The 21,081-nt window shown below is 70.8% G+C and carries 20 protein-coding genes; 7 read left to right on the top strand and 13 right to left on the bottom strand.

Translation table 11 applies throughout. The features are described from left to right. The first annotated feature begins 41 nt into the window (after positions 1-41). Positions 42-1,037, top strand: coding sequence for a helix-turn-helix transcriptional regulator (locus ACWIDW_RS06850; protein WP_454124016.1), 996 nt, complete (start codon positions 42-44; stop codon positions 1,035-1,037). A gap of 174 nt (positions 1,038-1,211) precedes the next feature. On the opposite strand, the gene ACWIDW_RS06845 is transcribed toward ACWIDW_RS06850, so the two are convergent. Together ACWIDW_RS06845 and ACWIDW_RS06840 are read right to left on the bottom strand one after the other, a co-directional pair. Next, entirely contained in the window at positions 1,212-2,711 is a 1,500-nt protein-coding gene (locus ACWIDW_RS06845; RefSeq protein WP_454124014.1) for a DUF222 domain-containing protein, read from the bottom strand. A 66-nt stretch (positions 2,712-2,777) separates the two neighbouring features. After that, a complete protein-coding gene (locus ACWIDW_RS06840; RefSeq protein WP_454124012.1) occupies positions 2,778-3,380 on the bottom strand; it encodes a hypothetical protein in 603 nt (200 codons plus the stop codon). A 560-nt stretch (positions 3,381-3,940) separates the two neighbouring features. Here ACWIDW_RS06840 and ACWIDW_RS06835 point away from each other — a divergent pair. After that, a complete protein-coding gene (locus tag ACWIDW_RS06835; protein WP_454124010.1) occupies positions 3,941-5,371 on the top strand; it encodes a dicarboxylate/amino acid:cation symporter in 1,431 nt (476 codons plus the stop codon). Positions 5,372-5,453: 82 nt separating this feature from the next. On the opposite strand, the gene ACWIDW_RS06830 is transcribed toward ACWIDW_RS06835, so the two are convergent. After that, entirely contained in the window at positions 5,454-5,744 is a 291-nt protein-coding gene (locus ACWIDW_RS06830) for a MerR family transcriptional regulator (protein WP_454124008.1), read from the bottom strand. 128 nt (positions 5,745-5,872) lie between these two features. Between ACWIDW_RS06830 and ACWIDW_RS06825 the strand changes: the two genes are divergently transcribed. Then, complete coding sequence (locus ACWIDW_RS06825) at positions 5,873-6,295, top strand: Hsp20/alpha crystallin family protein (RefSeq protein WP_191712683.1); 423 nt, start codon at positions 5,873-5,875, stop codon at positions 6,293-6,295. A gap of 59 nt (positions 6,296-6,354) precedes the next feature. Further along, on the top strand, positions 6,355-6,570 hold the full coding sequence (locus ACWIDW_RS06820) for a DUF2795 domain-containing protein (RefSeq protein ID WP_454124006.1): 216 nt from the start codon (positions 6,355-6,357) through the stop codon (positions 6,568-6,570). Between the two features lie 27 nt (positions 6,571-6,597). Here ACWIDW_RS06820 and ACWIDW_RS06815 read toward each other — a convergent pair whose 3' ends face one another. Together ACWIDW_RS06815 and ACWIDW_RS06810 are read right to left on the bottom strand one after the other, a co-directional pair. Then, a complete protein-coding gene (locus ACWIDW_RS06815; protein ID WP_454124005.1) occupies positions 6,598-8,292 on the bottom strand; it encodes a cation:proton antiporter in 1,695 nt (564 codons plus the stop codon). A gap of 39 nt (positions 8,293-8,331) precedes the next feature. After that, positions 8,332-8,991, bottom strand: coding sequence for a phosphoribosyltransferase (locus ACWIDW_RS06810; protein ID WP_454124004.1), 660 nt, complete (start codon positions 8,989-8,991; stop codon positions 8,332-8,334). Between the two features lie 110 nt (positions 8,992-9,101). Between ACWIDW_RS06810 and ACWIDW_RS06805 the strand changes: the two genes are divergently transcribed. Both ACWIDW_RS06805 and ACWIDW_RS06800 read left to right on the top strand, forming a co-directional pair. After that, positions 9,102-10,139: an LLM class flavin-dependent oxidoreductase gene (locus ACWIDW_RS06805; RefSeq protein WP_454124003.1), complete on the top strand. Its 1,038-nt coding sequence runs from the start codon at positions 9,102-9,104 to the stop codon at positions 10,137-10,139. Between the two features lie 721 nt (positions 10,140-10,860). Then, positions 10,861-11,346, top strand: a complete 486-nt coding sequence (locus ACWIDW_RS06800; RefSeq protein ID WP_454124001.1) for an endonuclease domain-containing protein — start codon at positions 10,861-10,863, stop codon at positions 11,344-11,346. Between the two features lie 95 nt (positions 11,347-11,441). On the opposite strand, the gene pheA is transcribed toward ACWIDW_RS06800, so the two are convergent. Beyond that, positions 11,442-12,383, bottom strand: coding sequence for a prephenate dehydratase (pheA, locus tag ACWIDW_RS06795; RefSeq protein ID WP_454123999.1), 942 nt, complete (start codon positions 12,381-12,383; stop codon positions 11,442-11,444). A 123-nt stretch (positions 12,384-12,506) separates the two neighbouring features. On the opposite strand from pheA, the gene pgm reads away from it, so the two are divergent. Continuing rightward, on the top strand, positions 12,507-14,150 hold the full coding sequence (pgm, locus tag ACWIDW_RS06790; protein WP_454123997.1) for a phosphoglucomutase (alpha-D-glucose-1,6-bisphosphate-dependent): 1,644 nt from the start codon (positions 12,507-12,509) through the stop codon (positions 14,148-14,150). 58 nt (positions 14,151-14,208) lie between these two features. On the opposite strand, the gene ACWIDW_RS06785 is transcribed toward pgm, so the two are convergent. From ACWIDW_RS06785 to ACWIDW_RS06755, 7 genes are all read right to left on the bottom strand, one after another. Beyond that, positions 14,209-15,315, bottom strand: a complete 1,107-nt coding sequence (locus tag ACWIDW_RS06785) for a glycerate kinase (RefSeq protein WP_454123995.1) — start codon at positions 15,313-15,315, stop codon at positions 14,209-14,211. Next, positions 15,312-16,337, bottom strand: a complete 1,026-nt coding sequence (locus ACWIDW_RS06780; protein ID WP_454123994.1) for a LacI family DNA-binding transcriptional regulator — start codon at positions 16,335-16,337, stop codon at positions 15,312-15,314. Before ACWIDW_RS06780 ends, ACWIDW_RS06785 begins: the two co-directional genes overlap by 4 nt. A gap of 9 nt (positions 16,338-16,346) precedes the next feature. Then, positions 16,347-17,147 (bottom strand): sugar phosphate isomerase/epimerase family protein, encoded by an 801-nt coding sequence (locus ACWIDW_RS06775; protein WP_454123992.1) that lies wholly within the window; start codon positions 17,145-17,147, stop codon positions 16,347-16,349. A 49-nt stretch (positions 17,148-17,196) separates the two neighbouring features. Then, positions 17,197-18,060, bottom strand: a complete 864-nt coding sequence (locus tag ACWIDW_RS06770) for a sugar phosphate isomerase/epimerase family protein (RefSeq protein WP_454123990.1) — start codon at positions 18,058-18,060, stop codon at positions 17,197-17,199. Then, positions 18,057-19,241, bottom strand: coding sequence for a dihydrodipicolinate synthase family protein (locus ACWIDW_RS06765; RefSeq protein ID WP_454123989.1), 1,185 nt, complete (start codon positions 19,239-19,241; stop codon positions 18,057-18,059). Before ACWIDW_RS06765 ends, ACWIDW_RS06770 begins: the two co-directional genes overlap by 4 nt. After that, complete coding sequence (locus ACWIDW_RS06760; RefSeq protein WP_454123988.1) at positions 19,238-20,392, bottom strand: Gfo/Idh/MocA family protein; 1,155 nt, start codon at positions 20,390-20,392, stop codon at positions 19,238-19,240. The genes ACWIDW_RS06765 and ACWIDW_RS06760 overlap by 4 nt, the downstream gene beginning before the upstream one ends. Positions 20,393-20,501: 109 nt before the next feature. Beyond that, positions 20,502-20,975: a MarR family transcriptional regulator gene (locus ACWIDW_RS06755; protein WP_454123986.1), complete on the bottom strand. Its 474-nt coding sequence runs from the start codon at positions 20,973-20,975 to the stop codon at positions 20,502-20,504. Positions 20,976-21,081 lie beyond the last annotated feature (106 nt).

Here is a 21,081-nt window from a genome sequence, read left to right as displayed (position 1 = left end):
TAGGTCTGGTTCTGTCCGCTTTCGTGAATAGAGTGGGCGCCATGACGACGACAGCGCGGCTGCTGACTCTGCTTTCGCTGCTGCAGGTCCGCAGGGACTGGCCCGGCCCCCATCTGGCATCCCGGCTGGGAATCAGCGGCCGGACGCTGCGACGAGACATCGACCGGCTGCGCGAGATGGGGTACCGCATCCGCGCCACGATGGGGCCTGCGGGCGGATACCGGCTCGATGCCGGCAGTGAGCTGCCGCCTCTGCTGTTCGACGACGACCAGGCGGTGGCCGTCGCTCTCGCTCTGCAGACCACGCCGGTGATCGGTGGAGGCATCGCAGAGGCGGCGACCCGCGCGCTCGCGACGATTCGGCAGGTGATGCCGTCTCGGCTGCGCCATCGGCTGGATGCGCTGGAGGTGACGTCTGTGGTTCGAGCGGGCGACCCGGCGCCGATGCGGGTGCCGTTCGATGTGCTCGTCGATCTCGCGGATGCGATTCGCGCGCTGGAGGTGGTGCGTTTCGACTACGCCGAGCGCGGTGACGGGGAGGGCGCTCGGTCGGCAGGTCGGCCGGCGGGTCGGCGGGTGGAGCCGGTGCGCCTCGTCACGTCGAGCGGCCGGTGGTTTCTGCTCGGCTGGGATCTTGATCGCGACGACTGGCGCCTCTTCAGCGTCGACCGGGTTCGCCCTCGTTCGCCGCACGGGCCGCGGTTCACGCCACGGCTCGTGCCCGGTGGAGACGTGAGTGAGTTCGTCTCGGGTCGGCTCAAGGGCTCGAACGCGAAGGAGTGGGCGTGCGTGGGCACGGTGATCCTCGATCTGCCGGCGCGTCGGGTGCTTCCCTTCGCGGGCGACGGCACTGTCTCGGTCGTTGATGAGAACAGGTGCGCTCTCGAGGCCGGTTCGTGGTCGTGGGGATCGCTGGCCGCGTCGTTCGGCCGGTTCGAGGTCGCGATGGAGGTCGTGGGTCCGCCCGAGCTGGCCGCCGCGTTCGAGACACTGGCGGCGCGCTTCCGGTCGACGGGTGAGCGGGGAGTCGCGCGCTGATTCGCGGATGCTCCCGGCCGCGAGGCCGCCGGGCGTCCGTCGCCGCCCGACTGTCCGACCGCGGTCACCGCCGCCCTCTCACTTGCCCGACGGCCGTCCGCGCGCCCAACCACCACACGTCCGTTCCACGCCCCGTCGACCCGGACGCTTTCTCCGCCGTCCGTCCGACCGGCGTCAGGCGATGGCCGGCCGGAACCGCAGCGGCGGTGGCCCGAGCGCGCCCCACGCGTAGGAGAGGAAGCCGCGTGCCCGCAGAGCGCGCACTGCTCCCCCGGGATCGTGAAGCTGGAAATCGTCTTTGCCGTCGCGCGTGACGCGCCATCCGCCGTGGTGCAGTTCCATGTGGTGGAAGCGGCAGAGCAGTATCCCGCGATCGATCTCGGTGCGCCCGCCGTCGCGATGCCATTCGTCGATGTGGTGCGATTCGCAGTACGAGGCGGGGCGGTCGCATCCCGTCCACCGGCATCCACCGTCGCGCAGGGCGAGGGCGATGCGCTGCCGAGGCGTGAAGAGACGCTGCTCTCGGCCTACGTCGAGCGGATTGCCGCACGCGTCGACGCGGACGGGCACGATGCCGGAGTCGCAGATGTGCTGATCGATCATGGCATCCGGAACCGCGCCGAGTCCGTCTTCGGAGTAGCCGACGCGCGCGCCGTCGCCGTCGACCACCTGCACCAGTCGCACCCCGGCCTGCCGTGTGCCGAACACGTCTTTCGCGTCGGCAAGCGCGCCCGCGCGAAGAAGGTCGATGATGAGGTCGTACTGCAGCTGCTCGTTGGTGCGCGGATCGTCTGTCAGGGCTTTGGCCCTGGCCTGCTCTTCCGAGTCCACGAATCGCGGGCCACCCCTGCGTGGCCGCAGCGCAGCATCGATGAGCGTGCCGACGAGCGCCGCGCCGTGATCGTCGTAGGCGATGCTGGCGCGACGCACGCCGTACTGGTCGGTCCACACACGGTAAGAGCGATTCTCGTACCGATCGCGGAACCGCTGCTCAGCACCTTCGGGGTCGAGCAGGTCGCGGATCGCCCTGGCCGCGGCGCCGAGCTCTTCGGCGGTGCGCTCGCCCGCTTCGGCGACGAGTTCTTCGGCGGCCTGCGCCCACGCGGCGCGGACGTGGTCCTCGGCGTCGCGTCGCTGCTGCTCGTCGACGATTCCGTCGACGGCTGGCGGCTCGCCGAGTCCTCTTTCGATGACGTCGAACTGGGTCGTGCTGATGCGCCCGTCCCGGCGCGCAGCGCGCAGCGGCTCGCGCCAATCGATCGGCCGCCACGTGGCATCCGGATCGGCAGAAGCATCCGGATGCTCGGCACCCGCGCCCGACGAATCCGGCTCCCCGCCGAGCATCGCCTCGCCGACGCGCACCTGCCGGGAGGCGTCTGCCTTGCTCGAGCCGGTGATCTTCTGCACGAGCGAGGCAGCGGTGCGATGGCCCTCTTTCTGCGCGGCGCCGGAGTGGCCGGCGTCGCGGCGCGAGCGGGTGGCGATGACGCCGACCGCGATCAGCCGCAGCTGCTCGGCGTGCTGCAGCGCTTCGTTGGCTTCACGCAGGACGGCGACGACCTCGGCATCCGTCATGGCGGTCACCGCGTGCTGCGCCTGCGTGAGCGACGCGCACGCGTCGCCCCGGTCGCGCAGGGTCGGGACGAGCGCCGCGACCTCGGTGAAAGTTGCCATACTTCATCGTCGCAGGGGCCACCGACATTGGTATGAACACGCGAGTCCGCGCTGACAGCGGGTCGGTCAACCCGTCAAGCCGTACTGCAGAATGTACGCGTCGAAGGCCGGGATGAACTCGGCCTCGGTCACGATCGGTATGCCGTGCGTGCGGACTGTCCTCGCCTTGCCGGATTGGCTCGCCGGGTCTTGCGCGACCAGCACGACGCAGTTCTTCGTCACGCTGCCTGTCACGAACCCGGCGTCAGCGAGCGCCCGGGCCCACGCCTCGCGGGGCCTGCTCATGGTTCCCGTGAACACCACTCGCGCCCCGGGCGACAAGGTGAATGACGCGCCCGTCGCGACGACGGCATCCGATTCCGCACTTCTGAGCTTCTCGACCCGGCGCTCGACCGGCGTGAAGGCCTGTCTTTTCAGAGGCGCGGCGGGAAGCTCCGGCACGGGAAGGTCGAGAATCGTTGCGATCTGAGCGAGCTCGCGGCGTTCGCTTTCACTCACCGTCCCATCGGCGAGGGCTTCCTCCCATGCCGCTGTGACGTATTGGGCGTGCAGCGCGGTGATTCGGTCGGCGTCCAGATGCGCCACTTCGGCGATCGCCTCGAGGCGTGAGTACTCGACGGTCGAGATCAGCCCGTCCTCGAGGACCCTGGCCAGCATGTCGAGGTACACCGCTGCACCCGCGTCATCGAAGTCGAGAGGGATGCTGACGCGCTCCCACAGCGGCAACGCCGCCGTATCGATGAACGCCATCGGCAGCGAGCAGAGCGTCGAGCGCATCTGCGTTGGGCGCGCCGGCCATTGCACCTCCAGGGCGTCAACCCCGGATCGGTACTTGTACCCGGGTGCGTGAACCCTGGGACATGTCGCCCGCATTCCTCACGTTTGACAGGTGCGCCGCGTCCGCTCCCCTGCTGCCGCTCGCATCGGCGAGCTGATCGCGGGCGAGCGGGTGCGCCGAGGCCTCACGCAAGACGACTTCGCGCACCTCACGCGCATCGACTCGTCGAACATCCGCGGCTATGAGAAGGGCCGTTTCGACTCGCTTCGCTCGCTCAACGACCGGGAGGGTGTCCGCTCTGCGACCGGGCGGGGTGGGCGGAGCGACCGCGGCCCGGGCCGGGGGGACCCGGGCCCCGTCATCCTTCGTCACATCTATTCTCTGGAATACGTCGTTCCGCATAGCGTTTACTCCACACGACGCGCACTCCGCGCAGACAATTGGAGTCCTCTTGAGCACCTCATCTTCCACCGCGCGCGCCCAGAAGGCGCCCGACACCCGAAGCCCGGCACGCAAGCTGCTGACCTCGTTCGGGTTCCAGATCATCGCCGCCCTCATCCTGGGCATCGGCGTCGGCCTGATCGCCGTGTCACTCGGCGCGAGCGGCACCAACCCGACCGTGCTGTCCGACACGCTCGACCGCATCGGCAGCTCGTACGTCACGCTGCTGAAGGCGGCGGTGGTGCCGCTGATCTTCACGGCGATCGTCGCGAGCATCTCCAACCTCCGCCGCGTGCAGAACGCCGCGCGCCTCGCGGGTCAGACGATCCTGTGGTTCGGCATCACCGCGTTCATCGCCGTGATCATCGGCATCACGCTCGGCCTGGTCATCCAGCCCGGTGCCAAGGCCGGCGCGGGCCTCGACACGGGCGACCCGTACACGGTGGGCACATGGTGGAACTTCCTGCTGGGCCTGATCCCGCAGAACTTCCTCGGCCTCACCGTCTCGACGGGCCCCGGCCCGGTCGAGGGCACGCTCGTCTCGAACGTGAACTTCAACATCCTGCAGGTCATCGTCGTGGCCGCGGTCGTCGGCATCGCAGCCCTCAAGGCCGGCCGCAAGGCCGAGCCGTTCCTCGCGTTCACCGAGTCGCTGCTCAAGGTCATCCAGCGGGTGCTGTGGTGGATCATCCGCATCGCCCCGATCGGCACCTTCGGCCTCATCGGGTCGGCCGTCGTCAAGTACGGCTGGGACAAGCTGACCTCGCTCGCCTGGTTCGCCGCCGCCGTCTACATCGGCCTCGCCCTGGTGATCTTCGTGGTCTACCCGATCCTCGTGAAGACCCACGGCCTGTCGATCAAGCAGTACTTCTCGGGCGTCTGGCCCGCCGTGCAGCTGGCCTTCGTCAGCCGTTCGTCGATCGGCACCCTGCCGCTCACCGAGCGCGTCACCGAGCGCAACCTCGGCGTGCCCCGCGGCTACGCCTCGTTCGCCGTGCCGCTCGGCGCGACCACCAAGATGGACGGCTGCGCCGCCATCTACCCGGCCATCGCCGCGATCTTCGTCGCGCAGTTCTTCGACATCCAGCTGAGCTTCATCCAGTACCTGCTGATCGTGATCGTCTCGGTCGTCGGCTCTGCCGCGACCGCCGGCACCACCGGCGCGGTCGTGATGCTCACGCTCACCCTGTCGACTCTGGGCCTGCCGCTCGAGGGCGTCGGCCTGCTGCTCGCCATCGACCCGATCCTCGACATGGGCCGCACCGCGGTCAACGTCGCGGGCCAGGCGCTCGTCCCGACCATCGTCGCCAAGCGCGAGGGCATCCTCGACGAGGAGCTCTACAACGCTCCCCGCAACGGTCTGCCGTTCGCCGACGACGTCGACGACGAGGCAGATGCCGCAGAGCCGGATGCCACGAAGGAGCCGGCCGGCGCACGCTGACCGCTTCCCTTTCCTCCGCAGAGCGCCTCGCCCCTCCCCGGGGCGGGGCGCTTTCGGCATCCGGATGCCGGCAACAGCGCTCTCAGCGCGACCGGCGCTCCTCTTCGAGCTCGCGTCGCAGATCGACGTTCTCGTCCTCCAGGTCGAGCACGCGCCCGATCCCGGCGAGGTTCACCCCGGCATCGCGCAGCTCGGCCACCCGGCGCAGGCGATCGATGTCGTCGTCGCTGTACCGCCTCGTGCCGCCGTCGCTGCGGAACGGGGTGAGCAGTCCGCGCCGCTCGTACAGCCGCAGCGTCGCCTCGGGGACGTCGGCGAGATCGGCCGCCACGGCGATCCCGTACAGCGGAGTTGCGGCGTCACGCTCGGTCATCTGGCATCCGTTCCGGGTACTTGAAATCTGTCGAACTGGGCGCTATAAATATACAGCAATGGATGCAGATTCCCTGCATCAGAGATCAGAGCCGCCGCCCCGGCGGCCCATAGTGAAAGGAGAACACCATGGCCATGACCCTCGACCCGATCAGTCAGCTCGATCGATTCGCCGCGAGCGTGCTGGACTCCGTACGCGCCCCGCGCGTGATGCCCGTCGACCTCTGCCGCGACGGCGACCGCTATGTCCTGCACGCCGACATCCCGGGAGCTGACCCCGGTTCGATCGACGTCGATCTCGACGGCTCCCAGCTGTCGATCCGCGCGCAGCGCACCGCCGACACCGGCGAGGGCATGCGCTGGATCGCCCGCGAGCGCGGCACCGGAACCTACTTCCGCCAGTTCACGCTCGGCGACGGAGTCGACCTCGAGCGCATCAGCGCGTCGTATGACAGCGGTGTGCTCTCGGTCATCATCCCCGTCAGCGAGCGCGCGAAGCCGCGCCGCATCCAGGTCGAGTCGACCGACACCCGAGAGGCGATCAGCGCCTGATCCGCCGTGGGGAGCGCCCGGGTCGGGCGCTCCCCGCCCTGATCCGGAAGGACACTCCCATGTCACCGACACCCGCGCTGGGTCGATTCCTCGCCGAGATGGAGTTCCCCGCCACGAAAGACGACCTGCTGCGCGAAGCCGTCCGCGACGGACTCGACCGCGACGACATCGCCGCCCTCGAGCAGCTGCGCGGACACAGCTACAGCGCGCGCTGGCAGATCCTCACCGCCCTGCGGCTGACCCGCCCGGCGGTCGACACTCTCGTGGCGGCCTGACGCCGCGGCCGCCGGGGCAGCCCCCGGTCAGGTGCGCAGCGCCATCCTCGTGTCGAGCGCGAGCTCTTCGGCATCCATCGCCGCGATCAGCTCGTGCATGACCTCCTCACTCAGGTTGCCGGCGCGCCGCTCCTCGAGCAGCAGGTCGCGGCGCGCCGCCAGCCACCCCTTCGCCATCGCCGCGAACTGCTCGGCCGACGGCCGTGCCGGCTCCTCCCCGACGCGGTCCGCGTCGGACTGCATCCGCACCAGCCGTTCGGCATACGCGTCGAACGCCGGCAGCCGCTCCTCGCCGTGCTCCTGCGCCCACGCGCGCCGCATCTCGCGCAGATAGGCCTTGCCCGCCTCGCGACTGCGCTCGCGCACCGCCTCCAGCTGCCTGGCATCCTCCCGCGCCTCGTCGTCGTCGACCACACCCATCGCGCGGATCAGCCAGGGCAGCGTGAGTCCCTGCAGCAGCAGGGTGCCGACGGTCACGACGAACGCGACCACGACGATCGCGTGAGAGGCGACGGCGTCGAGGGCTGCCAGATCGGCGGCGGCGAGCGCCGTCGCGAGCGTCACCACCCCGCGCATCCCGGCCCACGAGATCACCGCGTTGTCGCGCCACGAGAGCCGGGTCTCGGTCAGGCGACGGCGCAGCTGATCCGCGGTGAGCGGATGCCGTCGGCCCCGCCCCTCGGCGAGGGGAAGCACCTTCTTGGCCGCCGACATCTTCTCCCATCTGCGCAGACGCAGCGTGGTCCAGCGCCGCCCCCACGCGCCGGCCGGGTACACGAACAGCGGCCGCACGATCAGCACCGCCAGCAGCACGACCACCGCGAGCAGCAGGATCGTGCCACCCTCGCCGTCCTTCAGCTCACCGACCACTCGCGGCAGCTGCAGCCCGATGTACGCGAACACGAACGACTCGAGCAGGAAGTCGGCCGACAGCCACAGCGGGGCCTCCTGTTGCCTGGTCGCGTAACTCGTCTTGGGAGCGTTGAACCCGACGAACAGCCCCATCGCGACGACCGCCAGCACGCCCGATCCGAGCAGCTGCTCGGCGATCGCGTAGGCGCCGAACGGCGCCAGCAGACCGAACGTGCCGTTCACGACCGGATCGTCGACCCGCATCCGCAGCTGGTGCAGCACGACGCCGAACGCCAGCCCGACCGCCACGCCGACCACCACGGCGAGCGCGAACTGCCAGATGCCGTCCCACAGCGACACCGTCGCTCCGGCCACGATCGCCGCGAACACCCGGAACATGGTCAGCGACGTGGCGTCGTTGATCAGGCTCTCCCCCGACAGCACCGTCATGATGCGCCGCGGCAGGCCCAGCCGGCGACCTATCGACGCCGCAGACACGGCATCCGGAGGAGCGACGATCGCCCCCAGCAGCAAGGCGCCCGGCAGGGTCAGCTCGGGCATGATCCACCACGCCAGCAGCCCGACGACGACCGCGGTGACGACGACGAGACCGATGCCCAGCCGTCGGATCTGCGGCATCGCGCGGTGGAAGCTCAGAAACGACACGTCGAGCGTTGCCGAGTACAGCAGCGGCGGCAGCACGATGCTCAGCAGCACGTGACCGTCGATCGCGACATCGGGGATGAAGGGCAGGAACGACGCGGCGAGCGCGACGACGGTGACGAGCAGCGGCGCGGGCCACCCGCGTCCCCGCGCCACGGCTGCGACCGCGACCGCGCCGACGACGATGAAGAAGATGCTGGACTCCATTTCACGAAGGGTACGCCTGTGATCCGCCGATGGCGGAGGTCACAGCCGGTCGGCGCTCGTCATCAGGCGCTCCACTTCGGCATCCGGGGTCTGGCGGAAGTCGACGTAGTGCATGCCGACGGCCATGAAGTCGCGGGGCACGGCGAGGCAGACGACCTCGTCGGCGACGGGGCGCAGTGACTCGATCGCCTCGGGCGCGCCCACCGGGGCCGCCGCGACGATCCGGCGCGCACGCCGCGCGCGTGCGATCTCGCAGGCGACGCGCATCGACGCGCCGGTGGCGACGCCGTCGTCGACGATCAGCGCGGTGCGCCCGGCGAGCGGCACGGCATCACGTCCGCCGCGGAACCGCTGCGCGCGCCGTGCCACCTCGGCGCGCTCGCGCGCCTCTGCCGCGGCCAGCATCTCCGGGGTGATGCCGGATGCCGCGATCACGTCGTCATTGCGCACCACCGCGCCCTCCTCCCCGACGGCGGCCATCGCGAGCTCCGGATGCCAGGGCACCCCGACCTTGCGCACGACGAGCACGTCGAGCGGGGCGTGCAGCGCGCTGGCCACCTCCGCGGCCACCGGCACTCCGCCGCGGGGCAGCCCGAGCACCACGATCTCGCCCGGGGTCGCGGCGAGGGCATCCGGGTGCTCCCTCATCCGCTCGGCGAGAAGGCGACCGGCATCCGTCCTGTCTGCGAAACTGCGCATGCCTTCGGCCTACGCCCCGCCGCGACGGCGGTCAAGCCCGTGTCGGGTCGAACCCGGGTCGCGTCGACCCGGGTCGCGGAATGCGCTGCCGACCTGCGCGGTTGAAGCTGATGATGACTGCTCTCTCCTTCTCGGTTCTCGATCTCGTTCCCGTCCGCTCGCGCCAGACCAGCGCGCAGGCCGTCGCGTCGTCGATGGCTCTCGCTCACCATGCCGACGCCCTCGGACTCGCCCGCTACTGGTTCGCCGAGCACCACAACATGCCCTCGGTGGCATCGACCGCTCCCCCGGTGCTGATCGCTGCTGCCGCGGCTCGCACGCAGCGGATCCGCGTCGGGTCAGGTGGCGTGATGCTGCCGAACCACGCGCCGCTCATCGTCGCCGAGCAGTTCGCGGCGCTCGAGGCGCTCGCCCCGGGGCGCATCGACCTCGGCATCGGTCGAGCCCCCGGCAGCGACCCGGTGATCACGCATCTGCTACGCCAGTCGGGGACCACCGGCGACGTCGAGCGCTTCCCCGCCCACGTGCAGGACATCGCCGCGATGCTGCAGCCCGACGGCGCGACGGTGCGCTTCACCAGCGGCGGCGAATACGGTGTGAAGGCCACGCCTGTGGCATCCGGATCCCCCACCATCTGGCTGCTCGGGTCGAGCGACTACTCCGCCCAGCTCGCGGCCGCGCACGGCCTGCCCTACGTGTTCGCGAACCACTTCGCCGGAGTCGGGCTCGAGCGCGCGCTCGATCTGTACCGGTCGCAGTTCCGCCCATCCGAGGCGCTGTCCGAGCCGCTCACCTTCCTCACGGCGAACGTGGTGGCGGCTCCTTCGGCAGACGAGGCTTCGGAGCGCGCCCTGCCGCAGTTGCGCGCGATGGCGCGTCTGCGCGGCAGCAAGCCGATGCGGGTTCTCGAGACGGTCGAGGAGGCGCTGGCCGCGGCTTCGGATGCCGCCGAGCAGACCCTCATCGACGCGATGCGTCAGCGGTGGTTCATCGGGTCGGGTGACGACGTGCGCGCATCGCTCGCCTCGTTCGCCGCGCAGCACGGCGTCGACGAGATCATGATCTCCCCCGTGGCCGGCGCCTACGACGCCGAGCCGCTGGACGCGACGCCGGGCCGCGTGCAGACGTTGGACCTGCTGCTGGCCTAGGCGCGCTGGCTTCGCGGGGGTGCGAGGTCAGTTACGTACGCTTCAGGCGGCGGAACCGTTCCCAAGTGACCCCGCACCCGTGCGCCCCGCGCCCCCGACGCCGCCCGGGATCGCCACGCGGGGCGCGAGGTCAATTACGTACGCTCCCAGCGGCGGAACCGTACCCAAGTGACCCCGCACCCGCGCAGTCATGCTTGTCCACAGATCGAGCGGATCGAGATGTTGTCCACCGCCACCGGGGTACGCAACGACTCGGGGTTCGACGCGCGTCGACCATGGACGGATGCGCACGCAGACTCCCCTTCCTCGGATGTTGGGCACACGGTTCACCGTCAGAGAGGCTGCGGGTGCGGGAGTCCCCCGCAGGCGTCGAGATGCCGCCGATCTCGCTCGCCCGTTTCACGGCATCCGCGTCACAGCGGAAGCCGCGGCATTCGACGACTTGGTGAAGGCGTACGCGCCGCGTCTTGCTCCCGATCAGCGCTTCGGAGGCAAGACAGCAGCGCGCCTCTGGCGGATGCCGATCCCTGCGGCGTGGGAGGAAGACGAGACTCTTCATGTATTCGTGCCCACGAACGGTTCTCGCCCACGCACCGCAGGCGTGTCCGGGCTTCGGCTCGCTCCGGAGCGGCTCAACATCCACAGGATCGACGGCGTGCCCGTACTCGACCCTGTTGCGACGCTCTTCACGTGCGCGAAATCGCTCACTCTTCTCCAGGCGGTGACGCTGATCGACGCGATCCTCACCACCGCGAACAACTACCCTGCGCTTCGACAGAATCGTCCGCTGGTGATGATCGAAGACATCGCCGAGCGCCTCGCGGTCTGGCGCAGGTTTCCCGGGTGCGGCATCATCCGGAAAGCACTCGATCTCGCCCGCTACGCGATGGAATCGCCGAAGGAGACCGAGACCCGGCTGCTTCTGCGGGAGCACGGGCTGCCCGAACCGGTTGTGCAGTACAGAGTGCTGGATGGCTTCAGGCTCGTCGCGCGCACCGATCTGGCTTACCCGGAGCTGAAGATCGCGATCGAGTACGAGGGCGACGGACATCGCACGAGCGCCGAGCAGTGGCGGCGAGACATCCAACGCCAGCGAGAGCTGGAGGCGCTCGGCTGGATCGTGATTCGCCTCACCCAGGAGGACCTCAACGACGCCGATACGCTGATCGACCGCATCCGAGGCGGCATCGCATCCCGCTCAGTCTGACCGGCTGATCGGACCACTCACCGCTGCGAGGTCAATCACGCACACTTCCCAGCCGAAACACGTACACCAATGACCCCGCACGCGTGACGCCGGGCCTACGCCTCCGGCTCGCCGTGCAGCAGGGCGCGCAGCCAGTCGCGGGCCTCGACGAACACGCCGTCGGCGTACCGCTCGGGGTAGTGCACGATCCGGCGGTCGGCGCGGGGGTACGAGCCGAGGAACACGACGCGCGGGCTGAACCGGCGGATGCCCAGCAGAGCGTCGGCCATGCGCTCGTCGTACGCGTGCCCGTCGGCATCCACCACGAATCGGTACCGGCCGAGCGCGTCGCCGACCGGCCGCGACTGCAGCAGCGACAGGTTGATGCCGCGGGTCGAGAACTGCTCGAGCATGTCGAGCAGCGCGCCGGGGCGGTCGTCGGGCAGCTCGACGATCAGCGAGGTCTTGTCGGCTCCGGTCGGCTCGCTGGGCGGGGCCGGCTTCGACACGAGCACGAAGCGCGTCACGGCGTTGTCGTTGTCGCCGATCTGCTCGGCCAGCACCTCGACGTCGTGATGCTGCACGATCCCGGGCGCCGCGATGGCCGCCTGAGCGGGCGACGACCCGTCGAGCACGCCGAGGATGGATGCCACGTTGCTCGCCGCCGGAACATGGGCGTGCCGCGGCAGGTGCTCGCCGAGCCAGCTGTGGCACTGCGCGTAGGCGACCGGATGCGCGGCGATGACCTCGACATCCTCCAGTCGCACTCCCGGCTTGCCGACGAGCACGAAGTTCACCTTCACGAGGTACTCGCCGATGATGCGCAGTCCGGGCAGCGTGGCGAGCGCGTCGAGCGTCGTCGACACCCCGCCCTCGACGGAGTTCTCGATCGCGATCATCGCCGCGTGGCTGCGACCTTCGAGCACGTCGGCGAGCGCCTCGCCGACGTTGTGCACGGCCTTCCAGTCGTGACCGCGAGCCTCGGGCACCTGCTCGAGCGCCGCTTCGGTGAAGGTTCCTGCAGGGCCCAGGTAGCTGTAGGTGCGGCGTTCGGTCACGTGGTCAGCCTAGCCCCGCAGCTGCGCGCCCCTTCGAGCCGTGTCATCGCCGTGAACCCCCAGGTCACGGCATCCGCCCCCGGCCGAGGTGCGCGACCGCCCGAGGAGGGGCAGACTGTTCCCATGACGAGCCGAGCCGGCCTCCCTGCGGAGGAACAAGACCTCATCGACGTCGACGAGCTGATCGCCGCCTACTACGACCGCATCCCCGACCCGTCCGTCGCCGCGCAGCGGGTCGCGTTCGGCACGAGCGGGCACCGCGGCTCCTCGCTCACGACGAGCTTCAACGAGCAGCACATCGTGGCCACCACGCAGGCCATCGTCGACTACCGCCGCGAGCAGGGCATCCGTGGGCCGCTCTTCCTCGGTCGCGACACGCATGCGCTGTCGCTTCCCGCCGAGCGCACCGCGATCGAGGTGCTGATCGGCAACGGCGTCGATGTGCGCGTCGACTCGCGCGACTCGTGGGTGCCCACCCCGGCGCTCAGCCACGCCATCCTCACCAGCAACCGAGGGCGCGCGGCCGACGACCCCGAGCGTGCCGACGGCATCGTCATCACCCCGAGCCACAACCCGCCCCGCGACGGCGGCTTCAAGTACAACCCGCCGCACGGTGGGCCCGCCGACACCGACGCGACCGGGTGGATCGCCGAGCGCGCCAACGCGCTGATCGAGGCGGGCCTGGAGGGTGTCGAGCGCATCCCCCACGCCGACATCGACGACGACACGATCGGCCAGTACGACTTCCGCGACGCGTACGTGCGCGACCTGCCGTCGATCATCGACATCGAGGCGATCAAGCGGGCGGGCGTGCGGATCGGCGCGGATCCCATGGGCGGCGCGTCGGTCGAGTACTGGCAGCTGATCAAGGAGATGCACGGCATCGACCTCACCGTGGTGAATCCCGAGGTCGACCCGACCTGGCGTTTCATGACCCTCGACTGGGACGAGAAGATCCGCATGGATCCGTCATCGCCCAGCGCGATGGCATCGCTCGTGGCGAAGCGCGGCGACTACGACGTGCTCACCGGTAACGACGCCGACGCCGACCGGCACGGCATCGTCACCTCCGACGCCGGGCTGATGAACCCGAACCACTACCTCGCCGTGGCGATCGACTACCTGTTCTCGCACCGCACCGAGTGGCCGCGCGACGCCGCGATCGGCAAGACGCTCGTGTCGTCGATGATCATCGACCGCGTCGCCGAGTCGCTCGGCCGCCGCCTGCTCGAGGTTCCGGTCGGGTTCAAGTGGTTCGTGCCCGGTCTGCTCGACGGCTCGGTCGCGTTCGGCGGCGAGGAGTCGGCCGGCGCGTCGTTCCTGCGCATGGACGGCACCGTGTGGTCGACCGACAAGGACGGCATCCTGCTCTGCCTGCTCGCCGCCGAGATCATCGCGGTGACCGGCAAGACGCCGTCGGAGCGCTACCGCGAGCTCGAGCAGGCCTTCGGATCGTCCGCCTACCAGCGGGTGGACGCCCCGGCGACGCCGGAGCAGAAGGCGACGCTGAGCAAGCTGGCTCCGGATGCCGTGAGCGCGACCGACCTGGCCGGCGAGCCCATCACGGCGAAGCTGTCGCATGCGCCGGGCAACGGCGCGGCGATCGGCGGGCTGAAGGTGCAGACCGAGCACGCGTGGTTCGCCGCGCGCCCCTCGGGCACGGAGGACGTCTACAAGCTGTACGCCGAGAGCCTCAAGGGTCCGGAGCACCTCGCGCAGGTGCAGGAGGAGGCGCGGGCCGTCGTGTCGGCCGCCCTCGGCGGCTGAGAGCGGCGCTCCTCGCCGGTTCCGCCGCGGAACCGGCCGCCGCGCAGGCCCGGCAGGGTCAGCGCCGAGTGCCCGCGAGCTGCCGCCCCGCCTCGTGCAGCCACCGCGAGGTGTCGGCCAGCGCGGCCGCACCCGACCCGGCGAGCGCAGTCAGCGAGCGGACCTCGGCGAAGAGCCCGATGTCGGCGTCGTCGTCGATGCGCCCGGCGACGAGCAGCGCGTCGACGCCCGCTTCTGCGGCGAGGGATGCCACGAACGACGGCACCTTGCCGTCGCCGGACTGCCCGTCGTAGGCGCCCTCGCCGGTCACGACGACGTCGGCCCCGGCGATGGCGTCGGCGAGGCCGATCAGGTGCGCGACCTCCGCAGCCCCCGGCAGCAGCGCGCCGCCCCAGGCGAGCAGCGCGGCGCCCACTCCGCCCGCGGCACCGGCGCCCGGGGTCCGCGGGTCAAGGTCGAGCTGTTCGGCGAGGCGCGCGAGACCGGCATCCGTCCGCCGCTGATCGGCGATGTCGACCAGCCCCTTCTGCGGGCCGAACACCGCCGCCGCGCCGCGGGGGCCGGTGAGCGGGTTGGTGACGTCGGTGAGCACCCGCACCTCCGGAGCGAGGCGCACGCGAGCAAGGTCGACCGAGGCGATCTCGCCGAGACCCCGCGCGCCCGGCGCGACCTCCGTGCCGTCCGCGGCGAGGAAGCGCGCACCGAGTGCGCGCAGCATGCCGGTGCCGCCGTCGGTCGACGCACTCGATCCGATGCCGAGCACCAGCCGTGAGACGCCGTGGTCGAGTGCCGCCGCGATCGCCTGCCCGAAGCCGCGCGAATCGGCATCCCAGGGCCGCAGCTCGTCGAGCAGCTCGATGCCCGACGTCGAGGCCAGATCGATCACGGCCGTGCCGCCGGGTGTCTCGGCGGACGCCGGCAGCAGCAGCCAGGATGTCTCGACGGGATGCCCGGCAGGGCCGTCGACGGTGATCGGCATCCGCTCGGCGCCCGGAACCGCCGCGGCGAAGGCGGCGACGGTGCCCTCTCCCCCGTCTGCCATCGGGCGCAGCACCGCATCGGCGCTCGGATCGACCGACAGCCACGCGTCCGCCAGCACGCGGGCAGCATCCGCTGCTGCGATCGTGCCTTTGAAGCTGTCCGGGGCGAAGACCACCCGGGTCACGGGGCCACGCCCGGTGTGCTCTCGCGCACGATCACCTCGAGATCGGCGGGCGGCTGAGTCCACTCCGGGTCGACGACCGCGCGGAACGCCTGCTCACCGAGGTCGCTCAGTGGCACGCGCACGGTCGTCAGCCGCGGGGTGACGTCGCGGCTGACCGGAACGTCGTCGAACCCGCACACGGCGATGTCCTCCCCCACGCGGCGTCCCGCATCGCGGATCGCCGTCATCGCGCCCACGGCGATCACGTCGCTGAGCGCGAAGACAAGGGTCCCGGCATCCACCCCCTCAGCGAGGGCGGCGGTCATCGCCGCGGCACCCGCCTCGCGCTCGAACGATCCACGGAGCACGCGACCGACCTCACCGCCTCCGGCGGCGAACCCTGCGGTGAACCCGGCGAGGCGATCGTCGGAGGTGCGCACGCCCTCGGCCGCGACGATGGCGATCGCGCGACGGTAGCCGAGCCGCGCCATCTGCACGCCCAGTCGCTCCGCACCGCCGCGGTTGTCGATCAGGATGCTCCGGTCGCCGCCGTCGCCGAAGGTGACGGTGCGCCCGCCCAGTGCGCGCAGCGCTGCCAGCTCGGCGATGCTCGACGCACCCTGGTTCTCGGCACGAGAGGCGGCGAGGATCACGCCGCGCGGGCGCTGACCGCGCAGCGCACGCAGGATGCGCACCTCGCGGTCGGCATCGCGTTCGGTGATCGCCACGGTGACGATGAGCCCCGCGGCGTCGGCCAACCGCGCGACGCCCGAGGCGATCAGCCCGAAGTACGGGTCGGCGATGTCGGCGACGAGCAGCGCGATGGCCGCCGAGGTGCCCCGCGCGGTGGCCTGCGCCGAGGCGTTCGCGGTGTAGCCGAGCTCGTCGGCGGCCCGCTCGACCCGCTCGCGGAACGACGCGGCCACCTTGCGCTCCGAGCCGTTGAGCACGCGCGAGGCCGTCGCGAGCGAGACGCCCGCTGCGCGGGCCACGTCGTGCAGCGTGGGCGGTGAGGTGCGCACGGACGCGGCGTCGGCGGTCATGGCGACAGCCTAGCGACGCCCGGCAGGCCGACCCGTCACCGGGTCGGCCGCTGCGGACGCACCGTCGCGCCCCAGCAGGGCGAGCAGGGTGGCCGCTTCGGACGGCAGCAGGGCGGGGTCGTCGTCGACGACGAACTCGAGCAGCGCGTCGCGCGGCGGCACCGGCTGCGCCGACGCCGCGACGAAGAGCGGATGCCAGAGGCTCGCCCGCTCGCTCAGGCGCAGCCGCGTGTCGAACGGCCACCACGAGAACACGTGCACGGCGCTGGTGTGCGCGGCGACCTGCTCGAACTCGTGCAGCGCGACCTCGTCGGGCGCGTCGACCGTGGGCTGCCAGTAGGTCGACAGCCCCGGGACGTCGGCGAGCAGCCGCAGCGTCGCCGCCGGCGTGTCGGCAAGCGTGCGCCGGTGGAACTCCAGCGCCAGCATGATGCCGCGCTCGGACGCCTCGGCGACGGCATCCCGCAGCCGCGCGACGGCCTGCGCGTAGTGCTGCGGCGTCGCATCCGCCGAACCCGTGCGACCGGCCCAGATGCGCACGCGGTCGGCGCGCAGCGCCTCGGCGCTGTCGATGATCGGCGTGAGCGGCTCGTCGGCACCGGCGCGGAAGTACGAGCCGTACGAGCACACCGCGAGTCCCGCATCCGTCGTCGCCGCCGCGACCTGCGCGGCGCGCTCGGCATCGCCGGGCGGCACGTGCACGTCGCCGCCCCACTCGATCACCTCGAGGCCGGCGGCGGCCGCCCGCGCGACGACCTCCTCGGCGGCGAGCTGCCGGAACGTCACCGAGCACAGTCCCGCTCTGATCATGCGCGCCTCCCCGACGATGCCGACACCCCTACGAAATCACATCGCGCGATCACAGGTGCGGTGAGACCGTGGCGGCGAACGCATCCGCCGTGCGTGCGACGACCTTCTCGGGCGCATCCGACCAGATGTCGGCGTTGAAGATCTCCACCTCGATGTCGCGGTCGTACCCGGTCTCGGCTACCGCGCGGGTGAGCGAGGCGAAGTCGATGATCCCGTCGCCCATGTAGTGCCGCGAGAGCAGCACGTCGGCGGGGAACGGCGTCTTCCAGTCGCACACCTGGTACGTCGAGATGCGGCCCTCGCGCCCCGCGCGGGCGATCTGCTCATACACCTGCGGGTCCCACCAGATGTGGAACGTGTCGACCGCGGCCCCGACCACGTCGGCGTCGAAGTCGGCGGCGATGTCGAGCGCCTGGCCGAGTGTGGTCACCACGCAGCGGTCCGAGCCGAACATCGGATGCAGGGGCTCGATCGCCAGGGTGACCCCGGCGCTCTGGGCGTACGGCGCGAGCACGCCGACGGCATCCCGAACCCGCTCGCGCGCGCCGATCAGGTCGCGCGACCCCTCGGGCAGGCCGCCCGCGACCAGCACGAGCACGGCGGTGGAGCCGTCGGCCCCCGCCGCGGCCAGGGCGGCCGTCTCGTCGATCGCCCGGCGGTTGTCTTCGAGCGCGGCGTCGCGTTCGGGTCCGGCCGGGAGGGTGAAGAACCCTCCGCGGCAGTGGGTCGAGAAGCGCAGCCCCGAATCGGTGAGCATCTTCGCGGCGGTGTCGAGGCCGACCTCGTTCACCGGCTCCCGCCACAGCCCGATCGACTGCACGCCGGCATCGGCGGTCACCCGCAGGGCGGTGGCGAGGTCGGCGTATTTGATGGTCGCCTGGTTGATCGACAGGCGCGGGTCGGGTGCGGTCATGCGTCCAGTCCGTTCAGCGTCAGCATCCCGTGCCAGCGCTCGCGCGCCAGCTCGGGGCTCTCGAGGGCGAGCGAGTCGTTGGCGAGCTCGACGATGCGCGAGAGGTGCGGCAGGCTGCGCGCCGAGTGCAGGCCGCCGACCATCTGGAACGCCGGCTGGTGGCCGTTCAGCCACGACAGGAACGCGACGCCGGTCTTGTAGTAGAAGGTCGGCGCGGCGAAGATCTGGCGGCTGAGCTCTTCGGTGGGACCGAGGATGCGGCGGTAGGCCGCGTCATCGCCGTCGTCGAGCGCCTGGATCGCCGCCGAGGCCACCGGTGTGATCGCGGCGAACGCGCCGAGCAGCGCGTCGGAGTAGGAACGCCGCCCCACCTGCGAGTCGCCGATCAGCGAGACGTAGTTGAAGTCGTCACCGGTGAACATGCGCACGCCCTGCGTTGATTGGGCGGAGGGCAGGCGCTCGCGCACCGAGATCTCACTCTCGGCGTTGAGCAGGCTCATCTTCACGCCGGCGATCTTCGCCGGGTTCTCGTTGATGATGTCGAGCAGCACCTCGGCCGCTTCGGGCCACTCGGTCGATCCGAAGTAGCCCTCCAGCTCGGGGTCGAACGCGGTGCCCAGCCAGTGCAGCACGACCGGGGTCGTGGCGCGCTCGAGCACGGCCCGGTACACGCGGCGGTAGTCGTCGGCCGACTCCGCGACGCGGGCGAGGTGACGCGATGCCATGAGCACCGGGCCGGCGCCCTGCTGCTCGGTGAACTCGAGCTGCGAGATGTAGGCGTCGATGACCTGCTGCAGCGAGATGCGCGTCTCGTCGACGTGGTCGGTGTTCACGCCGACCACGACCGAGCCGCCCTCCTCGCGCGCCACCTCGGCGCTGCGGGCGATCAGCTCGCGCGTCGCGGCCGCGTCGAGGCCCATGTTGCGCTGGGCGGTGTCCATGGCATCCGCCACACCCAGCCCCCACGAGTACACGTTGCGGCGGAACGCGAGCGTGGCGTCCCAGTCGATGTCGGCGGGCCGGCCGGGGGTGTTGTCGGCGTGCACCTTCGGCACGACGTGCGCCGCCGCGTACGCGACGCGGGAGCCCAGCGGCGAGGTCGGGCGCGTGTACGCGCCCGCGTCGTTGAGCGCGGCGTCGGAGAGCTCTCCGGATGCCGAGAGCAGGCGCAGCGTGGTCACAGCGCCAGCTTCTCGATGGCGACCTTGCGGCCCTCGGCGCTCGAGGTGAGGCCCGCCTCGGCGAACTGCACGCCGCGCGCACCGGCGAGCAGGTCGAACGGGTAGTCGGTGCCGAGCACGTACGAGGTGAGGTACTCCTCCCACTGCTGGCGGAACCCGTTGAGGAACACGTCGTTGGTGGGCACGTTCTGCCAGTCGGCGTCGTAGTCGTGGGTGTCTTCGAGGTCGGGGTTCCAGACCGGCTTCGGGGTGGCGTTGCGCGGCTGGATCTTGCAGCCGAACAGCCCGACCACGGCCGAGCCGTGCGTGCCGTCGACCTGGAACTCGACGAGCTCGTCGCGGTTCACACGCACGGTCCACGACGAGTTGATCTCGGCGATCACGCCGCCCTCGATCTCGAAGATGCCGTAGGCGGCGTCTTCAGCCGTGGCGGTGTAATGCTCGCCGTTCTCGTCCCAGCGGTCGGCGATGTGCACGGCCGCCTGAGCGTAGACGCTCTTCACCTCGCCGAAGAGGTTCTCGAGCACGTAGTTCCAGTGCGGGAACATGTCGCTGATGATGCCGCCGCCGTCTTCGGTGCGGTAATTCCAGCTGGGGCGCTGCGCGGGCTGCCAGTCGCCCTCGAACACCCAGTAGCCGAACTCGCCGCGCACCGAGAGGATGCGGCCGAAGAAGCCCGAGTCGATCAGGCGCTTGAGCTTCTGCAGGCCCGGCAGGTAGAGCTTGTCGTGCACGACGCCGGTCTTGACGCCCGCCTGCTCGGCGAGGCGGGCGAGTTCGAGCGCCTCGTCGAGCGACTCGGCGGTGGGCTTCTCGGTGTAGATCGCCTTGCCGGCGGCGATGGCCTTGCGGATCGCGGATGCCCGAGCCTTCGTCACCAGGAAGTCGGCGTAGATCTCCCACTGCGGGTCTGCGAGCGCGGCATCGAGGTCGGTCGTGTAGTCGTCGATGCCGTGCTTGGCGGCGAGCTCGGCGAGCTTCGCCTCGCTGCGGCCGACGAGCAGCGGCTTGACGGTGACCTTCGATCCGTCGGGCAGCTCGATGCCGCCCTGGTCGCGGATCGCGAGGATCGAGCGCACCAGGTGCTGCCGGTAGCCCATGCGTCCGGAGACGCCGTTCATGATGATGCCGATCTCGCGCACGTCAGTCATGGTGGTCCGTTCTGTGAAGGGTCGAATCCCGTCGGAGAGTCCCGCCGGAGAAGAGTGGGTAAACGCTTTCCCACATAGAAGCATCTTCTCGGCGCGGTCGCAACCTCGCTCAGCCGGCGAGGCCGTCGAGCAGGTCAGCGAAGTGGTCGAGGTCCTCGGCCGACCAACGCCGCAGGCGCTCGCCGAGGCGACTCTCGTACGCCGCCCGGGCCGCGGCGACCCGTTCGACCGCCAGGGGCGTGGCGACCAGGCGTCGCGCGCGCCGGTCATCGGCATCCCGGATGCTCTCCACCAGCCCCAGCTCGGTGAGACGACTCACCTGGCGACTCACCGCCGACTTGTCGGTCTGCAGGCGGTCGATGATCTCGCCGGCGCTGCCGAGGCCGTTCACGATCGAGACGAGCACCTGGTAACCCAGCGGCTGCAGCTCGGGATGCACGGTCACCGCCGCCTCACGCCACCCGACGCGGATCCGCGCGAACAGCCGGCCGAGCTCGCGCTCGACGCGGTGCACGGCGTCGTCGAGGGCCGCGCCGTCGAGAGGCCCCTCGGTGGCAGGCGGATCAGCCGCGGTGTCGCTCACCTCGCCAGCCTAAACCGCGGCGTGTCGGCCCCGCAGTCGCCCCGCGACCGCGCCGAGAGGCGCGGGTGGGAGGTCACCTGCGTACGCATCCGGCGCCGGAACCGGG

This window comes from Microbacterium sp. NPDC055312 (assembly GCF_053645675.1).
This window is presented reverse-complemented; position numbering and strand designations above follow the sequence as displayed.

Excerpts from the sequence above, each read along its gene's own strand:
- ACWIDW_RS06850 (WP_454124016.1), top strand. The coding sequence starts at position 42 with ATGACGACGACAGCGCGGCTGCTGACTCTGCTTTCGCTGCTGCAGGTC.
- ACWIDW_RS06845 (WP_454124014.1), bottom strand. The coding sequence starts at position 2,711 with ATGGCAACTTTCACCGAGGTCGCGGCGCTCGTCCCGACCCTGCGCGAC.
- ACWIDW_RS06830 (WP_454124008.1), bottom strand. The coding sequence starts at position 5,744 with ATGACCGAGCGTGACGCCGCAACTCCGCTGTACGGGATCGCCGTGGCG.
- ACWIDW_RS06825 (WP_191712683.1), top strand. The coding sequence starts at position 5,873 with ATGGCCATGACCCTCGACCCGATCAGTCAGCTCGATCGATTCGCCGCG.
- ACWIDW_RS06820 (WP_454124006.1), top strand. The coding sequence starts at position 6,355 with ATGTCACCGACACCCGCGCTGGGTCGATTCCTCGCCGAGATGGAGTTC.
- ACWIDW_RS06815 (WP_454124005.1), bottom strand. The coding sequence starts at position 8,292 with ATGGAGTCCAGCATCTTCTTCATCGTCGTCGGCGCGGTCGCGGTCGCA.
- ACWIDW_RS06810 (WP_454124004.1), bottom strand. The coding sequence starts at position 8,991 with ATGCGCAGTTTCGCAGACAGGACGGATGCCGGTCGCCTTCTCGCCGAG.
- ACWIDW_RS06805 (WP_454124003.1), top strand. The coding sequence starts at position 9,102 with ATGATGACTGCTCTCTCCTTCTCGGTTCTCGATCTCGTTCCCGTCCGC.
- pgm (WP_454123997.1), top strand. The coding sequence starts at position 12,507 with ATGACGAGCCGAGCCGGCCTCCCTGCGGAGGAACAAGACCTCATCGAC.
- ACWIDW_RS06780 (WP_454123994.1), bottom strand. The coding sequence starts at position 16,337 with ATGACCGCCGACGCCGCGTCCGTGCGCACCTCACCGCCCACGCTGCAC.
- ACWIDW_RS06775 (WP_454123992.1), bottom strand. The coding sequence starts at position 17,147 with ATGATCAGAGCGGGACTGTGCTCGGTGACGTTCCGGCAGCTCGCCGCC.
- ACWIDW_RS06770 (WP_454123990.1), bottom strand. The coding sequence starts at position 18,060 with ATGACCGCACCCGACCCGCGCCTGTCGATCAACCAGGCGACCATCAAA.
- ACWIDW_RS06760 (WP_454123988.1), bottom strand. The coding sequence starts at position 20,392 with ATGACTGACGTGCGCGAGATCGGCATCATCATGAACGGCGTCTCCGGA.